The organism is Pseudomonas sp. XP2 (assembly GCF_053557975.1).
The window spans coordinates 188,759-204,684 of record NZ_JBNRIK010000001.1 but is presented as its reverse complement, the minus strand read 5'-3'; the positions used below and the strand labels follow the sequence as shown (position 1 = coordinate 204,684).

Here is a 15,926-nt window from a genome sequence, read left to right as displayed (position 1 = left end):
CCGGCGATGAGGCCACAGCAGGCCATCAATGATTACGAAACTCGGTATGGCACGCCTTGCACGCCGCTTCGACCTTGTCCATCGGCGCTTTCAGCTGTGCAGCGTCCAGCGGCTGGCTGCGGCTGACATCGACCAGCTCGCCCGTAACGCTTTCCAGCTGCCGGGCCAGTTCATGAAAGCGCGCCTGGCGCTCCCATACCGCTGCGCGCGCGGCGCTATCACCGCCATCGCGTACCTCGGGGAAGTGCTGCCAGGGCTGGTGCGAAAGGCTGTCCAGCTTCAGCGCGCCATCGGCAAACTTCAGCCCGTCGAACGGCAGCCGCCCACGCAGCATACCGCCCAGGTCTTCGCTGGTCTTGAGCATGTCCTTGAAGATTACCTTGCGCTTGCCCAGCGGCGAGTTCGGGTCAACCCGGTCGCAACCGCTCAGGGCCAGGGCTGCCAGCAGAACAACGGTCAATCGCTTCAACATCACGCTCACTTCGGCCTACGCAAATGGGCGGCCAGTATCGCCGTCCAAGGGCCAAACACCAATAGCCACATAAAAAACAGGGGCGAATCTTCATGTTCGCCCATGACAGGAATGCACACATGACATCTGCCTTGCGCCACCTGGCCTGGACACTTCCGGTGCTGGCGTTGCTGGCCGGCTGCAACGGCGGCGAGACCGCCAAGCCCGAGCCCCACGCCATCGCCACCTATGCTCCGGCCACATTCAAAGACCTGCCCGCAGTCAGCGACGAAGACCTGCTGGCCGGTTTCTACGCCTGGCGCAACGGCTGTGAGAAACTCAAGCGCGACCCAGTGTGGGCCGCCACCTGCGAAGCGGCCGGCAACGCCACGGCGAGCGCCGCCCAGGTACGTACATTCCTTGAACAGAACCTGCAGGTATACGGCCTGCGCTCCGCCGAGAACAAGGCCAGCGGCCTGATTACCGGCTACTACGAGCCGGTCTACCCCGGCAGCCTGAGCCAGTCAGCGACCAACCATGTGGCGGTCTACGGCATTCCTGATGACATGATCGTGGTCGACCTTGCCAGCGTGTACCCCGAACTCAAGGGTAAACGCCTGCGCGGCCGGCTTGATGGCCGGGTGCTCAAGCCATACGACACTGCCGAAGTGATCAACCGTAACGGCGTCAAGGCACCGGTGCTGGCCTGGCTGACCGACCCGATGGACCTGCAATTCCTGCAGATCCAGGGTTCTGGGCGGGTACAACTGGAAGACGGCCGTCAGCTGCGCCTGGGCTACGCCGATCAGAACGGCCACCCCTACCGGCCGATCGGCCGCTGGCTGGTGGAGCAGGGTCAGTTGAAAAAAGAAGACGTGAGCATGGGTGCCATTCATGCCTGGGCCCAGGCCAATCCGCAGCGGGTACCGGAACTGCTGGCCAGCAACCCCAGCTATGTGTTCTTCAGCACCCGCCCGGACAGTAACGAAGGCCCGCGCGGTTCGTTGAACGTACCGCTGACAGCGGGCTACAGCGTGGCCATCGACCGCAAGGTGATTCCGCTGGGCAGCCTGTTGTGGCTTTCCACCACGCGCCCGGACGGCTCGCCAGTGGTGCGCCCGGTGGGTGCGCAGGACACGGGAGGGGCGATTGCGGGTGAAGTGCGCGCCGACCTGTTCTGGGGCACCGGGCCGGAAGCCGGCGAGCTGGCGGGGAACATGAAGCAGCAGGGGCAGATCTGGATGCTCTGGCCTAAAGGCCAGCCACTACCTGAGGTACCTAAGGTACCTTGATCGGCGGTGGATTCTTCGCGGGCTCGCCCGCGAAGCAGGCAACGCGGTTTCAGATGGAAACCACGAAGAACGACACGATAATTGCCAACCCGGCAAACCACACCAGCGAGCGCAAGGCCGCCCAATCGGCCAGGTAGCAGATGATGTAAAGCAAGCGGCTGGTGATGTACATCACCCCCAGCACATCCTGCGTCACCTGCTCGGCATTGCCGACGATATCCGCCACCAGTACCGCAGCAGCAAACGCCGGGAACGCCTCGTAGCCATTCTGCTGCGCTGCATGGGCCCGCCGCGGCAAGCCCGACAAGGTATCAAGGAAAGCGCGCGGGTCGTGATTGTCCTTGAGGCCAAACCGGCCGCTGGCCACTTTGGCGATCAAGGCACACAGCGGGTTCAGCATCAGCGCGATCAGGATGCACCACAGGGCAACGGTCATGCTCAGGACTCCTTGTTCGAAAATAGGTTAGAGCTTCATCACCAGCATGCCTGCAAGGACCAGCCCGCAAGCTAGGAGTCTTGGCCCGCCAAAAGGTTCTTTGAGGTAACGCATACCCAGCAACACCACCAGGATCACGCTCAACTCCCGCAACGCAGCCGCCTCGGCCACCGACCCCAGGTGCATGGCCCACAACACCAGCGCATAACTGAACAACACGCAGAGCCCTACCGCCAGGCCCAGGCGCCATTGCGTTCGCCAGAACAGGGCGAACGGAGCCCGCCGCGCCACCCCGGCCAGCAGCGGGAATTGCCAGGCACTGAGCAGAGTCAGCCACACCAGGTAATCCCACGGTTTGCCCCATAAGCGCACCGCCTGGCCGTCAAACCAGGTGTAACAGCCGATGCACAGACCGATCAGGGCGACCACCGGCAGCATCGACCAGGGCAGCCGGTCACCGCCACCGCCCTGCCATAACAGGCAAGCCATGCCACAAGGGATCAGCAAGATGCCGATGATCTGCTGCTGGCTAAGCGACTCCCCGGCAAAGGCCAAGGTCAAGCCCAGCACCACTAACGGTGACAGCCCGCGCATCAGAGGATAGACCAGCCCCAGGTCGCCCACGCGGTAGGCCTTGATCAGCAGATAGCGGTACAGCTGCTCGGCCAGCGCCGAGGCAACCAACCAGGGCCATATTTCCGCCGGCGGCACATCGACGAAGGCGACCGCCAGCACCGCGAACACCAGGGCCACCGTGTCCATGCTGGCGATCACCAGCAAGCGCTCGCCGCTGAATTTGATCAGGGTATTCCAGGTCGCATGCAGCAGGGCGGCGACCAGCACCAGGGATGTTGCCAACACGCCTTCTTATCCTTAATGGCTTTTTTATTGCTGTGAATATATAGCGTTCAGGGGCCGCTGTGCGGCCCCCTTACATGGGAACGATTGGAACGAATCCGGTCAAAGCTTGTGTCCCGAACCCCGTGCCAGGTCATCAAAGAACTGCCCGAGCCATTCGGGTAACGACTTGGAAGCCACTGTCACAGGATTCGGGATGCTTGAATTAGTTGCCGCGTTTATCTGCCTCACCACCCTCCTTACCTATGTAAATTACCGTTTCATCGGCCTGCCGCCCGCCATCGGTGTGATGGTCACGGCACTGCTGTTCTCCCTGATACTGCAGGGCCTTAGCCTGATCGGCTTCCCTGGCCTGGAAGAGCGCGTCGAAGGGCTGATGAACCAGATCGATTTCAACGACCTGTTGATGCACTGGATGCTGGCGTTCCTGCTGTTTGCCGGCGCCTTGCACGTGAACCTCAGCGATTTGCGCAGTTACCGCTGGCCGATAGGGTTGCTCGCAACGATTGGGGTGCTGATCGCCACCGTGGTCATCGGCTACCTGTCGCACTGGGTATTCGCGATGTTTGGCTGGCAAGTGCCGCTGATCTACTGCCTGCTGTTCGGTGCGCTCATCTCGCCCACCGACCCGATTGCCGTGCTGGGCGCGCTGCGTACCGCCAACGCCTCCAAACCGCTCAAAACCACCATCGTCGGCGAGTCGCTGTTCAACGACGGCACTGCGGTAGTGGTGTTCACCGTGTTGCTGGGCATCATCCAGCTGGGTGAAACGCCGAGCATGACCGACACGGCGATCCTGTTCGCCCGCGAGGCCATCGGTGGCGTGGTGTTTGGTGGCCTGATCGGCTACGCCACCTACCGCATGATCAAGAGCATCGAGCAGTACCAGGTGGAAGTCATGCTGACCCTGGCGCTGGTCATCGGTGGCTCGGCCATGTGCTACGAGCTACACGTTTCGGCGCCGATCGCCATGGTGGTGGCCGGCCTGATCATCGGCAACCTGGGACGCAACCTGGCGATGAACGACATGACCCGTCGCTACATGGACGGTTTCTGGGAGCTGATCGATGACATGCTCAATGCCCTGCTGTTCGCACTGATCGGCCTGGAGCTGTTGCTGCTGCCGTTCAACTGGATGCACCTGGCGGCCGGCAGCGTGCTGGCGCTGGCGGTGCTGCTGTCGAGGCTGCTGACCGTGGCCCCGGCCATCGTCCTGCTGCGCCGCTGGCGCCCGGTGCCCAAAGGCACAGTGCGGGTGCTGACCTGGGGTGGCCTGCGTGGCGGGGTGTCGGTGGCCCTGGCGCTGTCGCTGCCACTGGGCGAGGAGCGTGACCTGCTGCTGTCGATCACCTACATCGTGGTGTTGTCGTCGATCCTGGTGCAGGGCTTGAGCATCGGGCGAGTGGTGCGCAAGGTCAGCGCCCAGCCTTGAGATTGCCGGGGCCGCTTTGCCGCCACTCACGGCACAAGGCCGCTCCCACAGCGAGAATGCGACTTCCTGTGGGCGCGGCCTTGTGTCGCGATGGGCTGCGGAGCAGCCCCAGAAAATCACTCGACTGCCGAATCCGGGAACTGGTCCTGGACATACTTGATCTCGGTGCGCCCGTGCGCTGCCGGCAAGCCGTCGTCACCGAGGTTGACGAACACCATCTTGTCGACGGTAAGAATGCTCTTGCGGGTGATCTTGTTGCGCACTTCGCACTTGAGGGTGATCGAGGTGCGGCCGAATTCGGTGGCAGTAATGCCCAGTTCGATGATGTCACCCTGACGCGAAGCACTGACGAAGTTGATTTCGGAAATGTACTTGGTCACTACACGCTGGTTGCCCAGCTGGACGATGGCGTAGATGGCCGCCTCTTCGTCGATCCAGCGCAACAGGCTGCCACCGAACAGGGTGCCATTAGGGTTGAGGTCTTCGGGTTTAACCCACTTACGGGTGTGAAAGTTCATCTTTGCTCCTGACCTGCTTGGCTAACGTGTAGCAATGATGGCAGAGCGGCTGCCTTCGCTCCATTGAACATCGACTATCGTCGCGATTAATCGACGGAAAACCTTGGGCAAGCTGCCGGGGGCGGCTATAATCTGCGCCGCTTCACATGGTTGCCCACAGCGGTGCCATGCCCGCCACCTGTCCGAGGGGCGCTGCAGCAGGCTAGGCCTGTCAGGCTCGGATGGGGCGTTGCTCGCTCTCGCGGGCGCTTAACGCACAACGGCGCCCATTCGCACACTACGAATGGAGGCTCTCATGAGCGCTGCAAACATGCCTGCTGGTTTTACCGATTACAAAGTCGCTGACATCTCCCTGGCCGCCTGGGGCCGTCGCGAAACCATCATTGCCGAATCGGAAATGCCTGCGCTGATGGGCCTGCGTCGCAAGTACCTGGCCGAGCAACCGCTCAAGGGTGCGAAGATCCTGGGCTGCATCCACATGACCATCCAGACTGCCGTGCTGATCGAAACCCTGGTTGCCCTGGGTGCCGAAGTGCGCTGGTCGTCCTGCAACATCTTCTCTACTCAAGACCAGGCCGCCGCTTCGATCGCCGCCGCCGGTATCCCGGTATTCGCCTGGAAAGGTGAAACCGAAGAAGAGTACGAGTGGTGCCTGGAGCAAACCATCCTCAAGGATGGCCAGCCATGGGACGCCAACATGATCCTCGACGACGGTGGTGACCTGACCGAGCTGCTGCACAAGAAATACCCGCAAGTGCTGGACCGCGTGCACGGTGTAACCGAAGAGACCACCACTGGCGTGCATCGCCTGCTGGACATGCTGGCCAAGGGCGAGCTGAAAGTCCCGGCGATCAACGTCAACGACTCGGTCACCAAGAGCAAGAACGACAACAAGTATGGCTGCCGTCACAGCCTGAACGACGCCATCAAGCGTGGTACCGACCACCTGCTGTCGGGCAAGCAAGCGCTGGTGATCGGCTACGGTGACGTGGGCAAGGGCTCGGCCCAGTCCCTGCGTCAGGAAGGCATGATCGTCAAGGTCACCGAAGTTGACCCGATCTGCGCCATGCAGGCCTGCATGGACGGCTTCGAGCTGGTCTCGCCGTTCATCGACGGTATCAACGACGGCACCGAAGCCAGCATCGACCAGGCCCTGCTGGGCAAGATCGACCTGATCGTCACCACCACCGGTAACGTCAACGTCTGCGATGCCAACATGCTCAAGGCCCTGAAGAAGCGTGCCGTGGTCTGCAACATCGGCCACTTCGACAATGAGATCGATACCGCCTTCATGCGCAAGAACTGGGCCTGGGAAGAGGTCAAGCCGCAGGTGCACAAGATCCATCGCACCGGCGCTGGCAGCTTCGACCCGCAGAACGACGACTACCTGATCCTGCTGGCAGAAGGCCGCCTGGTCAACCTGGGTAACGCCACTGGCCACCCAAGCCGCATCATGGACGGTTCGTTCGCCAACCAGGTGCTGGCACAAATCTTCCTGTTCGAGCAGAAGTACGCCGACCTGTCGGCCGAGCAGAAAGCCGAGCGCCTGACCGTTGAAGTACTGCCGAAGAAACTCGACGAAGAAGTGGCCCTGGAAATGGTCCGCGGCTTCGGCGGCGTGGTCACCAAGCTGACCAAGCAGCAAGCCGACTACATCGGCGTGACCGTCGAAGGCCCGTTCAAGCCGCACGCCTACCGCTACTAAGTAGTCGCAGGCAACGCTTCGCAACGATGCCCAAGCCAGGCCGGCCCACACCGCCCTGGCTTTTACTTGCAGCCTGCCGCTTGAAGCAGGCTGCTTGAGGAACGAGTGATGTCACAAGAACGCCGCTACAGTTTCGAGTTCTTCCCGACCAAGACCGACGCCGGTCACGAAAAGCTGATGGGCGTCGCTCGCCAGCTGGCCACCTACAACCCGGACTTCTTCTCCTGCACCTACGGTGCCGGTGGCTCGACCCGCGACCGCACGCTGAACACCGTGCTGCAGCTGGAGAGCGAAGTGAAGGTACCGGCCGCACCGCACCTGTCGTGCGTGGGCGACTCCAAGGACGACCTGCGCGCCCTGCTGGCGGAATACAAGGCTGCCGGCATCAAGCGCATCGTCGCCCTGCGTGGCGACCTGCCCTCCGGCATGGGCATGGCCAGTGGTGAACTGCGCTACGCCAGCGACCTGGTCGAGTTCATTCGCAAGGAAACCGCTGACCACTTTCACCTGGAAGTGGCCGCCTACCCCGAAATGCACCCACAGGCTCGTAATTTTGAAACCGACCTGGCCAACTTCGTGCACAAGGTCAAGGCGGGCGCCGACAGCGCCATCACCCAGTACTTCTTCAACGCCGACAGCTACTTCTACTTCGTCGAGCGCGCACAGAAGCTGGGCGTGGACATCCCGGTGGTACCCGGCATCATGCCGATCACCAACTACAGCAAGCTGGCGCGCTTCTCCGACGCCTGTGGCGCCGAAATCCCGCGCTGGATCCGCAAGCAGCTGGAAGCCTATGCCGACGACACCGCCAGCATCCAGGCATTCGGCGAAGAAGTGATTACCCGCATGTGCGAACAGCTGCTGCAAGGCGGCGCACCGGGCCTGCACTTCTACACGTTGAACCAGGCCGACCCAAGCCTGGCGATCTGGAACAACCTGAAGCTGCCGCGCTGAAACTTTTTGGCAAAGTCTGCTTAAGAAATGATTAAGGCTTTGGTCATAGACTAAAGCCTTAATCATTTTCGGGTATACAGGTCTTGCCAGCCATGCAGCATCCCCAGCCATCGCGCCCACAGCTTGTCTACCTGGCTTTTGGCCCGGCAACCTATCATCAGGAAGCCTGCTTCAGCATTGTCAGCGCCCTCGCCCACTTGGGGACGACAGCAGCCGATGCCATTGGCATCCAGGTGTACACCGACAACCCACAGCCCTACGCCAAGCTGCCCGTCACTGTCCACTTGCTGGACGAAGCCACGCGCCAGGCATGGAACGCTCCTCACGGTTATCATTTTCGCAGCAAGCATGTGCTGCTTCGCCAGGTGCTACAACAACACCCGCTGGCAGTGCTGATCGACACCGATACCTTCTTCCGCACATCGCCGCTGCACCTGTTCGCCCGAGTGGCCCCAGGCAAGCTGCTGTGCAATGCCATCGGCCCGCGCTATGGCGCAAACCAGAAGTGCCTGCTGTACCGGAACCTGCTGTCCATCCTGCAAACCCGGGGCCTGGCCGACTGCCAGATGCCACTGGTCAACTCTGGGGTAATTGGCCTCACAGCCGAGGACGCCGGTACCCTGGACCGCTCCATCGACATGATGGACGAGTTCTACCCCTTGGCTCGCGAGGCCTATACCCTCGAGGAGTTCTGCCTGGCAGTGGCGGCATACCGCAAACTGGAGGTGGCCGAGTGTACCGACGTCATCCACCACTACTGGAGCCGCAAAGCCCAGTTCCGTGCCAAGATCCAAGCCTGGCTGCGCAAGCACGGCCACGACCCATTGGGCGCCGAAGCGCTGGCTGACGTTGCGTTGGTCAACGACCAACTGCCGCGCCCCCCTACCCTGCACCGCTTGGGTTACAAGGCACTGAGCCTGACCCTGCCCAGCCACGAGCGCCAGTTTGCGCGCGAATTGCTCTATGGCTGCTACCCCTATCCCAATGAATTCGACCGCGCCTGCGCGCCGGCCTGGTGGGACAAAGCCCTGGAAAACCTCCATGCACGCCATGGCCGTATGGCACCCGAGCGGCTACGTCAATGCCTGCGTCACCCGGGGCTGCGGTTGTCGCTGGGCGAACGGCGCAAAGATGTCGAGGCATATTTGCTGAGGTCTTCCCAGGCTTGAGCAGCCCTGTGCTGGCCTTGAATCGGCCGAGCGCGTAATCTGCGGCCATGCCACTCGTCGCCCGCCTGTTCTGGATCCTGCTGCTCGCCTGCCTGAGCCCGTTGGCTCTGGGCGAGCGCCTGCGCCTGGTATCCGATGACTGGGCGCCCTACATTTATCAGCACGAGGGCCAGCCCCTCGGTATCGACTACGAAGTCACCACCGAGGTATTCAAACGCCTTGGGGTTGAGGTGGAATGGCAGTTCCTGCCATGGAAGCGCTGCCTGGCAATGATCGAGAAAGGCTTGGCCGACGGTATTCTGGACATCTTCCAGAGCGAGACGCGGCGGCCCTATCTGGTGTACGCCCCCGAGCCCATGTCGGAGGTCGAGTTCGTGCTGTTTCAGGCCCGCGCACGCCGCCATGCCGTGGCCGGGTTCAAGGACCTGGCGGGCCTCACCGTCGGCACCTCGCCCGGCTACGCCTATGGCGACGCGTTCAACCAGGCGACCCATTTTCGCCGTGAAGCCGCGCCAACGCAGGAAGCCAACTTCGGCAAACTGCTGCTGGGCCGTATCGACCTGGCAATCACCGACCGCGTGGTCGGGCATTACCTGATTCGCCGTCTGGGCCTTGAACAACAAGTCGAGGAACTTCCGCTGGCAATCAGCCGCCAAGCCCAGTACCTGGGGTTGGTGCGCAAGCCAGGGCGCGAAACACTGGCCCTGGCCTTTGCAGAAGAACTGCAGCGGTTCAAGCACGAACCGGCCTTTGCCGCCATCAGCCACCGTTACACAGGCGACATCGGAAACATTCTCAACGCCGTTGAGCAGCAGGAAAGCAGCACAGCGCGATAGCTCTGTTATACTCGGGCCTTCCCGCCCGGCTCACGCCCGGACGCTCGGCCTCGTAACAGGCATCCCGATCGGCACCGACGCACCTTCGCGTCACCCTCCGTTTCCCGGATGTGCAGTGAAAGCCCAGCTGGACCGGACGCGATCGCATCCCACCGATGCCCGTCGCGCCAGGCAGAACATCCCAACGGGCCCAGCCCACACGAGAACAGGATCGCCCATGTCCTTTGCTTCCCTCGGTCTCTCCGAGGCTCTTGTCCGCGCTATCGAGGCTGCGGGCTATACCCAGCCGACCCCCGTGCAACAGCGGGCGATTCCCGCCGTGTTGCAAGGCCGCGACCTGATGGTTGCCGCTCAGACAGGTACTGGTAAAACCGGCGGCTTCGCCCTGCCGATTCTCGAGCGCCTGTTCCCCGCCGGTCACCCCGACAAGTCGCAGCGCCACGGCCCTCGCCAGCCTCGCGTGCTGGTCCTGACCCCAACCCGGGAGCTGGCAGCCCAGGTGCACGACAGCTTCAAGGTCTATGCCCGTGACCTGCCACTGGTCAGCGCCTGCGTCTTCGGCGGCGTAGGCATGAACCCGCAAGTCCAGGCGATTGCCAAGGGCGTTGACGTGCTGGTTGCCTGCCCGGGCCGCCTGCTCGACCTGGCCGGCCAAGGCAAGGTCGACCTGGCCCATGTGGAAATCCTGGTGCTCGACGAAGCCGACCGCATGCTCGACATGGGCTTCATCCACGACGTCAAGAAGGTACTGGCGCGCCTGCCATCCAAGCGCCAGAACCTGCTGTTTTCGGCCACCTTCTCCAAGGACATCACCGACCTCGCCGACAAGCTCCTGCATAACCCGGAGCGTATCGAGGTCACGCCGCCGAACACCACTGTCGAACGTATCGAGCAGCGTGTCTACCGCCTGCCTGCCAGCCACAAGCGTGCGCTCCTGGCACACCTGATCACCCTGGGTGCCTGGGAACAGGTACTGGTGTTTACCCGTACCAAGCACGGCGCCAACCGTCTGGCCGAGTACCTGGAAAAGCAAGGCCTGACCGCTGCCGCGATTCACGGTAACAAGAGCCAGAACGCCCGCACCAAGGCCCTGGCCGACTTCAAGGCCAACAGCGTCCGCGTACTGGTCGCCACCGACATCGCTGCCCGCGGCCTGGACATCGACCAGTTGCCCCACGTGGTCAACTTTGAGCTGCCGAATGTTGAGGAAGATTACGTGCACCGCATCGGCCGTACTGGCCGCGCCGGTCGATCGGGCGAGGCCATTTCGCTGGTCGCGCCAGATGAAGAGAAGTTGCTCAAGAGCATCGAGCGGGTTACCCGGCAGAAGATCGCGGACGGCGACCTGATGGGCTTCGACGCCAGCCAGGTAGAAGCCGAAAAACCGGAAGTACGCGAACGCCCGCAGAACAACGGCCGTGGCGGTCGCAACCAGCCACGCGGCGAAGGTGGCAAAGACGCCAACGGTGGCCGCAAGGACAAAGGCAAGGATAAAGGCAAGGCCAAGCAGCCAGCGGCCGGCAAGCCTGCAGACAAGGAAAAGTCCGGCGACAAGCCGCAGCAGCGCAAGCCGCGTGACAACAAGCCGCGCCAGCAGCAGGCCAGCCAGAACAGCGTGCCCAAGCCGCCAGCCGACCGTGCCCCGGATGAGTTCCTGGATGACGAAGTCGACAACTTCGGTAACCGCGCCGATTACGTCAGCCCGTACCAAGGCAAGAACCAGGGACGTAACCGTCGTCCTGGCGGCGGTACTGGTGCAGGCCAGAGCCAAGGAGGTGCTGCCCCGCGTAGCAACGGTGGCGGTGGTCAGGCTCGCAATGGCGGCCAGCCACGCACTGCAAACGGTGAGAAACGCCCGCCGCGCAATAACAACGGTGGTGGTGCTCGCCGTGATGGCGGTGGCCGTGGCCGCCCGGCCCGTGACGATGCTGCCCGGCAAGAGCCGGCCGTGCGCAACACGCGCCAGCCGGAAAAACAGCCGGTGATCATCCGCAAGGAGTCCAAGCTCGACCGTTTCCCGACGCCTGAGCAACTGGATGATCTGCCGAGCCGCCCGCGCGGTGAGCGTCCCGCCCTGTTGACCCGAAAAGGTTAAGCCAGAGGCAGCCTGTAGCGGCCCTGTCAGGGCCCTGAACGGGAAATGAAAACGCCGCCCAATGGGCGGCGTTTTCTATTGCCAAGGCAATGCTTACTTCTGCTTCACACCTTCGACACTGATATCCAGGTCGAGGGTCTGCGAAGTCGGGCCTGGGCCTTTGATACCGAAGTCGTTCAGGTTAAGGGTGGTGGTGGCGTTGAAACCAGCACGCTCACCACCCCATGGGTCCTTGCCTTCACCGTTGAAGGTGGCCTTGAAGGTGACCGGCTTGGTCACGCCGTGCAGGGTCAGGTCGCCGGTCACGTCAGCAGTCTTGTCGCCAGTCGACTTGACGGCGGTGGAGACGAACTTGGCTTCAGGATACTTCTTCACGTCGAGGAAGTCGGCGCTGGCGATGTGCTTGTCACGCTCGGCATGGTTCGACCACAGGCTGGCGGTTTTCAGGTCGACGCTGATCTTGCTGGCTTCAGGCTTGGCGCTATCCCAGGTGAAGTTGCCGTCGAAATCCTTGAAGGTACCGTGAATAAAGCTGTAACCCAGGTGGCTGATCTTCCAGTCGACAAACGCGTGCTGGCCTTCCTTGTCGATCTTGTACTCGGCAGCCATGACCTGGCCGGCGGAAAGCAGAGCGGTACCGAGCGCCAGAGCGGCAAAAGTCTTTTTCAACATCCTTATTTCCTTCCTATGCAATTGAGGTTGAGAGTCAAGCTTTGCGGCCCAACATGCGGGTCAGGGTCGCGTCACGGTCGATGAAATGGTGCTTGAGCGCTGCCAGGCCATGCAGCACGGCAAAAATCACCAGGCCCCAGGCAAGCCACAGATGAATCACGCCAGCCACATCTGCCTGATCAGGCAGGTCGCTGACCAGTGCCGGTACTTCGAACAGGCCAAACACCGATATGCCGACGCCGTCAGCGGTAGAAATCAGGTAACCGGCAGCCATCACCGCAAACAGGCCAAGGTACAGCGCCAGATGGCCCAGCTTGGCCGCTAGCCGTGTGGCCGCGCCGTGGTTGGCAGGTGCCGGTGGTGGCGGGCTGATGAAACGCCAGACTACCCGCAGCAGCATCACCGCCAGCAGCACCAGGCCGATGCTCTTGTGCAGGTCCGGGCCGGCTTTGCGCCAAGGGCTGTAGTAGTCGAGGCCGACCATCCACAGGCCGAGGCCGAACAGGCCGAAAACTGCCAGCGCCACGCCCCAGTGCAGGATGATGCTGACCACGCCGTAGCGAGAAGGTGAATTGCGCAGTTGCATGTTGGCGTGTTTCTCCGTGGAAGCTGTGCACAGACTAACGCGTAACGTATCGAATAAAAGCGGAAAAAATTGCTTCGGATTATCGAGAAATCAGATATGTATTGTGTAAGCTTCCCATTAAGGAAACATTAACGATAGTCGGGGAGAACACCGGCAACAAGCAAGCTGCTGTGGAAGCGGGCTTGTTCCGCGAAGGAGGGCATGCGGTGTCTGGCACCGGCTTTGCCGGTGTTCGCGGGGCAAGCCCGCTCCCACAGAGTCCCCGCTAACTCAGGGAGTTAGCGTGACTCTGAGGGAGCAGCCAGCACCTTCGATCAATCAGCCAGCCTTGGCCTGGTTATTGGCCACAGGTTTCTTGGTCGGCTCGGATTTGGCTGTCGCCTTCTTGGTTTCGGCAGGCTTGGGAGCTGGCTTGTGCGCCGGGGCATGCTTGGCCGGGGCTGCCTTGGTTGCCGCAGGCTTGGCAGCCGGTTCCTTGGCTACAGGCGCAGGCGCTGCCGGGGCCGGCGCGGCCTGTGGAGCAGGCGCAGGTGCCGGCGCCACTTCCTCAGCTTTGGCGATTGGCTCAGCCTTCACCTCTGGCGCTTGCGCCCCACCGAACAGGCGTTTGAAGAAGCCTGGCTTGTCCTGCTTGGCCTCTTCGGGCTGCTTAGGCTCAGCTTTGACCGGCGCCTTGTCAGCCTTGTCGCCCTTATCGGACGAACCACCAAACATATTGGAGAAGAACCCGCCCTTGCTGTCCTTGGTGGCCGCTGCACCGGCTGCCGCTGCCGCCGCAACCGGCACCGCCTTGGCGGGGTCGAACGACTTGCCGGCCAGCAGGTCCTGCGCCTGGCTGGCCGCACGCTGGCCACTGCGCAGGGCGCCTTCCAGGGTGCCTGGGTACAGGGCGTCGGTGTGCTCACCGGCAAAGGTGATGCGCTGCACTGGGCGCTCCCACAGGCGCCAGTACTTGCTGATCTGCCCCGGGCCATAGGCCAGGTACGCGCCGCCAGTACCAGCATCGGTGCTGTAGCGCTTCACCTCGTAACCGGTAAAGGCACCGCGGGCTTGCGGGTAGAACGCATGCAGGCGGATCAGCACCTGGTCGACCATCTGCTTGTCGCCAAACGCCTGCAGCAGGCGGGCATTGTCGCCGGAAAGGTTGATCACCACGTTGGCGCCGCCCTTGAGCGCCGGCTCGATCCACAGCATGCCGAGGCCGGTATTACTGAAGATTTCGCCCGACATGCGCGCGCGGCTTTCCCACACGGGCTTCTTGAACTTGAGCATCAGCTGGTCGCGCCAGCCATAATTGGTGCCTTTGAGCGCCGCCAGGTGCTGGTTGTCCAGGCCCGGAGTCATCTGGATCTTGGCCAGGGCGCGCAGTGGTACGGCCATGACCAGGTAATCCGCCTGGTAGCCGACACTGCCAACTTTGACCGTTACACCATCCTTGTCCTGGACGATGGCAGTGACAGGTGAGCTGGTCTTGATGGTCTTCAGCTGCTTGACGAAGGCCTGGGCCAGCACCGGGCTGCCACCGGGCAGGCGCGCGGCACGCAGGTCGCGGTCGCTGACACCACGGTACACTCGGTTCTGCTGGGCGAAATACAGCAGCGACAGACGCGACGGCTCATCGTAACGGGTACGGATCTGCTGGTTGATCAGCTGACGGGCAGTGGCCGGCAGTTGCAGTTTGTCCAGCCAGGTGGAGACGTTGATCTGGTCGAGTGCGAACAGCGTGCTGGTTGCCTGCGGGTTCAGCGGGTCATCGATCGAACGGGCCAAGTCATCGAGGGTTTTCTCGTAGCGCTTGAGCGCTTCGGCGGTAGCCGGTTGCTTGGTGGCCAGGTCGGTGGCGCTGAAGTACTCACCGTCGATGAGGTAACCAGGGGTACGCACGAACTCCGGTGCCGCCAGTGTTTCAAGCTTGAAACGGTCCAGGTAATGGTTGAGCACCGGCTGCGCCTTGGCATTGCCGATCCACTCGCTGGTGGCCAGGCCCGAACGCCCACCCATGCCCGATTTGGCCTCCAGCAGGGTCACCTGCCAGCCTTTTTCCTGCAGCTCATAGGCTGCCGTCAGGCCAGCCAGGCCGCCACCCACGACAATCGCCGTGGGCGTCTTGTCCTTTGCCAGCGCGGCGCCGCTGGTGACACCAATCAATACCAACGCGCACAGGCGCACCCAAGCAGCAGCCATGTCGGCGAACTCCGAGTCAGAGGTTACAGAAACAGGGAGAGGCAGGAATGCCCCGAGAGAGATGCGTTAAGAATACGTCAGCTCCGCCGGCCCTGCCAGCGCAGTGACATCAAGTCCTTTTGGCAACTGACATTTTTGCCAGTAGCCATGTCACACGGCGGCAGGCGAAGCTGGCGAAACTGGCCAGAAGCCCCGCCAGGAGGGCATGCGCATGATCTTCGAGGAGCACTTCCAACACGTCGAACGGCAGTTTCTATGGCACAAAAAAACGCTTCATACAGCCTCCGGCCTAAGTATCCGCTCCAACAGCACCTCTTGGACCGGCTTTCATGAAGCGTTCAAGGGTGAAGACGGTACCGAACTGGTCATCGGTGAACACAGCGACGTAGAAATCGTCTTCGCCCAGGAAGTCGAGTGCCTGCGCCTGGAATACTACGTAGTCAGCGACTTTCTCTGCGACGACCTGCACATGCTGTTCGATGCTGAAAGGGTTGATTACGACCTGGTCGCCCCGGTCCCGCGCACCTTTTACTGGCTCACAGTGGAAGGCAGCGGATTTAGCGACCTGCGCCCCGGCCCCATTGCCACGTACCCCTACCACCAGGTGATCGACGGCCCCTTCCGCCGCCTGACCATCTCCACTTCGCAGGCCGGAACCGTGCACATCCGCAGGCTGGAATGGACCGGCACCCAACGTCATTGAAAGGCAGCGGTTGTCCTGCCCAGCGGCATTGCTTA

General features: G+C 62.2%; 15 protein-coding genes and 1 riboswitch. Of the genes, 8 read left to right on the top strand and 7 right to left on the bottom strand.

What is annotated here, in order from left to right; genetic code table 11:
* Positions 1-25 precede the first annotated feature (25 nt).
* A complete protein-coding gene (locus ACK1VC_RS00870; protein ID WP_016489519.1) occupies positions 26-472 on the bottom strand; it encodes a c-type cytochrome in 447 nt (148 codons plus the stop codon).
* A gap of 119 nt (positions 473-591) precedes the next feature.
* On the opposite strand from ACK1VC_RS00870, the gene mltA reads away from it, so the two are divergent.
* Positions 592-1,743: a murein transglycosylase A gene (mltA, locus tag ACK1VC_RS00865; RefSeq protein ID WP_191087048.1), complete on the top strand. Its 1,152-nt coding sequence runs from the start codon at positions 592-594 to the stop codon at positions 1,741-1,743.
* Positions 1,744-1,792: 49 nt separating this feature from the next.
* Here the strand turns inward: mltA and ACK1VC_RS00860 are convergent, their stop codons facing one another.
* Both ACK1VC_RS00860 and ACK1VC_RS00855 read right to left on the bottom strand, forming a co-directional pair.
* Positions 1,793-2,179: an MAPEG family protein gene (locus ACK1VC_RS00860; protein ID WP_016489521.1), complete on the bottom strand. Its 387-nt coding sequence runs from the start codon at positions 2,177-2,179 to the stop codon at positions 1,793-1,795.
* Between the two features lie 27 nt (positions 2,180-2,206).
* Entirely contained in the window at positions 2,207-3,040 is an 834-nt protein-coding gene (locus ACK1VC_RS00855) for a DMT family transporter (protein WP_016489522.1), read from the bottom strand.
* Between the two features lie 193 nt (positions 3,041-3,233).
* Between ACK1VC_RS00855 and ACK1VC_RS00850 the strand changes: the two genes are divergently transcribed.
* On the top strand, positions 3,234-4,469 hold the full coding sequence (locus ACK1VC_RS00850; RefSeq protein WP_023046976.1) for a cation:proton antiporter: 1,236 nt from the start codon (positions 3,234-3,236) through the stop codon (positions 4,467-4,469).
* 116 nt (positions 4,470-4,585) lie between these two features.
* Here ACK1VC_RS00850 and ACK1VC_RS00845 read toward each other — a convergent pair whose 3' ends face one another.
* Positions 4,586-4,987 (bottom strand): acyl-CoA thioesterase, encoded by a 402-nt coding sequence (locus tag ACK1VC_RS00845; protein ID WP_016489524.1) that lies wholly within the window; start codon positions 4,985-4,987, stop codon positions 4,586-4,588.
* Positions 4,988-5,165: 178 nt separating this feature from the next.
* Positions 5,166-5,262, top strand: a riboswitch (S-adenosyl-L-homocysteine riboswitch).
* Positions 5,263-5,282: 20 nt separating this feature from the next.
* On the opposite strand from ACK1VC_RS00845, the gene ahcY reads away from it, so the two are divergent.
* From ahcY to ACK1VC_RS00820, 5 genes are all read left to right on the top strand, one after another.
* The gene (gene ahcY, locus ACK1VC_RS00840; protein WP_191087049.1) at positions 5,283-6,692 is read left to right on the top strand and encodes an adenosylhomocysteinase; all 1,410 of its coding nucleotides are present in this window, start codon (positions 5,283-5,285) and stop codon (positions 6,690-6,692) included.
* 108 nt (positions 6,693-6,800) lie between these two features.
* The gene (gene metF, locus ACK1VC_RS00835; protein ID WP_191087050.1) at positions 6,801-7,646 is read left to right on the top strand and encodes a methylenetetrahydrofolate reductase [NAD(P)H]; all 846 of its coding nucleotides are present in this window, start codon (positions 6,801-6,803) and stop codon (positions 7,644-7,646) included.
* Positions 7,647-7,738: 92 nt separating this feature from the next.
* On the top strand, positions 7,739-8,815 hold the full coding sequence (locus ACK1VC_RS00830; RefSeq protein ID WP_191087051.1) for a hypothetical protein: 1,077 nt from the start codon (positions 7,739-7,741) through the stop codon (positions 8,813-8,815).
* 47 nt (positions 8,816-8,862) lie between these two features.
* Positions 8,863-9,651 carry a substrate-binding periplasmic protein gene (locus ACK1VC_RS00825; protein WP_016489528.1) on the top strand — a complete coding sequence of 263 codons (789 nt, stop codon included), beginning with the start codon at positions 8,863-8,865 and terminating at the stop codon, positions 9,649-9,651.
* A gap of 217 nt (positions 9,652-9,868) precedes the next feature.
* Complete coding sequence (locus ACK1VC_RS00820; protein ID WP_016489529.1) at positions 9,869-11,746, top strand: DEAD/DEAH box helicase; 1,878 nt, start codon at positions 9,869-9,871, stop codon at positions 11,744-11,746.
* 93 nt (positions 11,747-11,839) lie between these two features.
* On the opposite strand, the gene ACK1VC_RS00815 is transcribed toward ACK1VC_RS00820, so the two are convergent.
* The 3 genes from ACK1VC_RS00815 to ACK1VC_RS00805 all read right to left on the bottom strand — a co-directional run bounded on the left by ACK1VC_RS00815 (position 11,840) and on the right by ACK1VC_RS00805 (position 15,188).
* A complete protein-coding gene (locus ACK1VC_RS00815; protein ID WP_016489530.1) occupies positions 11,840-12,418 on the bottom strand; it encodes a YceI family protein in 579 nt (192 codons plus the stop codon).
* A gap of 34 nt (positions 12,419-12,452) precedes the next feature.
* Positions 12,453-13,004: a cytochrome b gene (locus tag ACK1VC_RS00810; protein WP_095116411.1), complete on the bottom strand. Its 552-nt coding sequence runs from the start codon at positions 13,002-13,004 to the stop codon at positions 12,453-12,455.
* Between the two features lie 318 nt (positions 13,005-13,322).
* Positions 13,323-15,188 carry a flavin monoamine oxidase family protein gene (locus tag ACK1VC_RS00805; protein WP_095116409.1) on the bottom strand — a complete coding sequence of 622 codons (1,866 nt, stop codon included), beginning with the start codon at positions 15,186-15,188 and terminating at the stop codon, positions 13,323-13,325.
* Between the two features lie 211 nt (positions 15,189-15,399).
* Between ACK1VC_RS00805 and ACK1VC_RS00800 the strand changes: the two genes are divergently transcribed.
* Positions 15,400-15,891, top strand: coding sequence for a hypothetical protein (locus ACK1VC_RS00800; protein WP_016489533.1), 492 nt, complete (start codon positions 15,400-15,402; stop codon positions 15,889-15,891).
* Positions 15,892-15,926 lie beyond the last annotated feature (35 nt).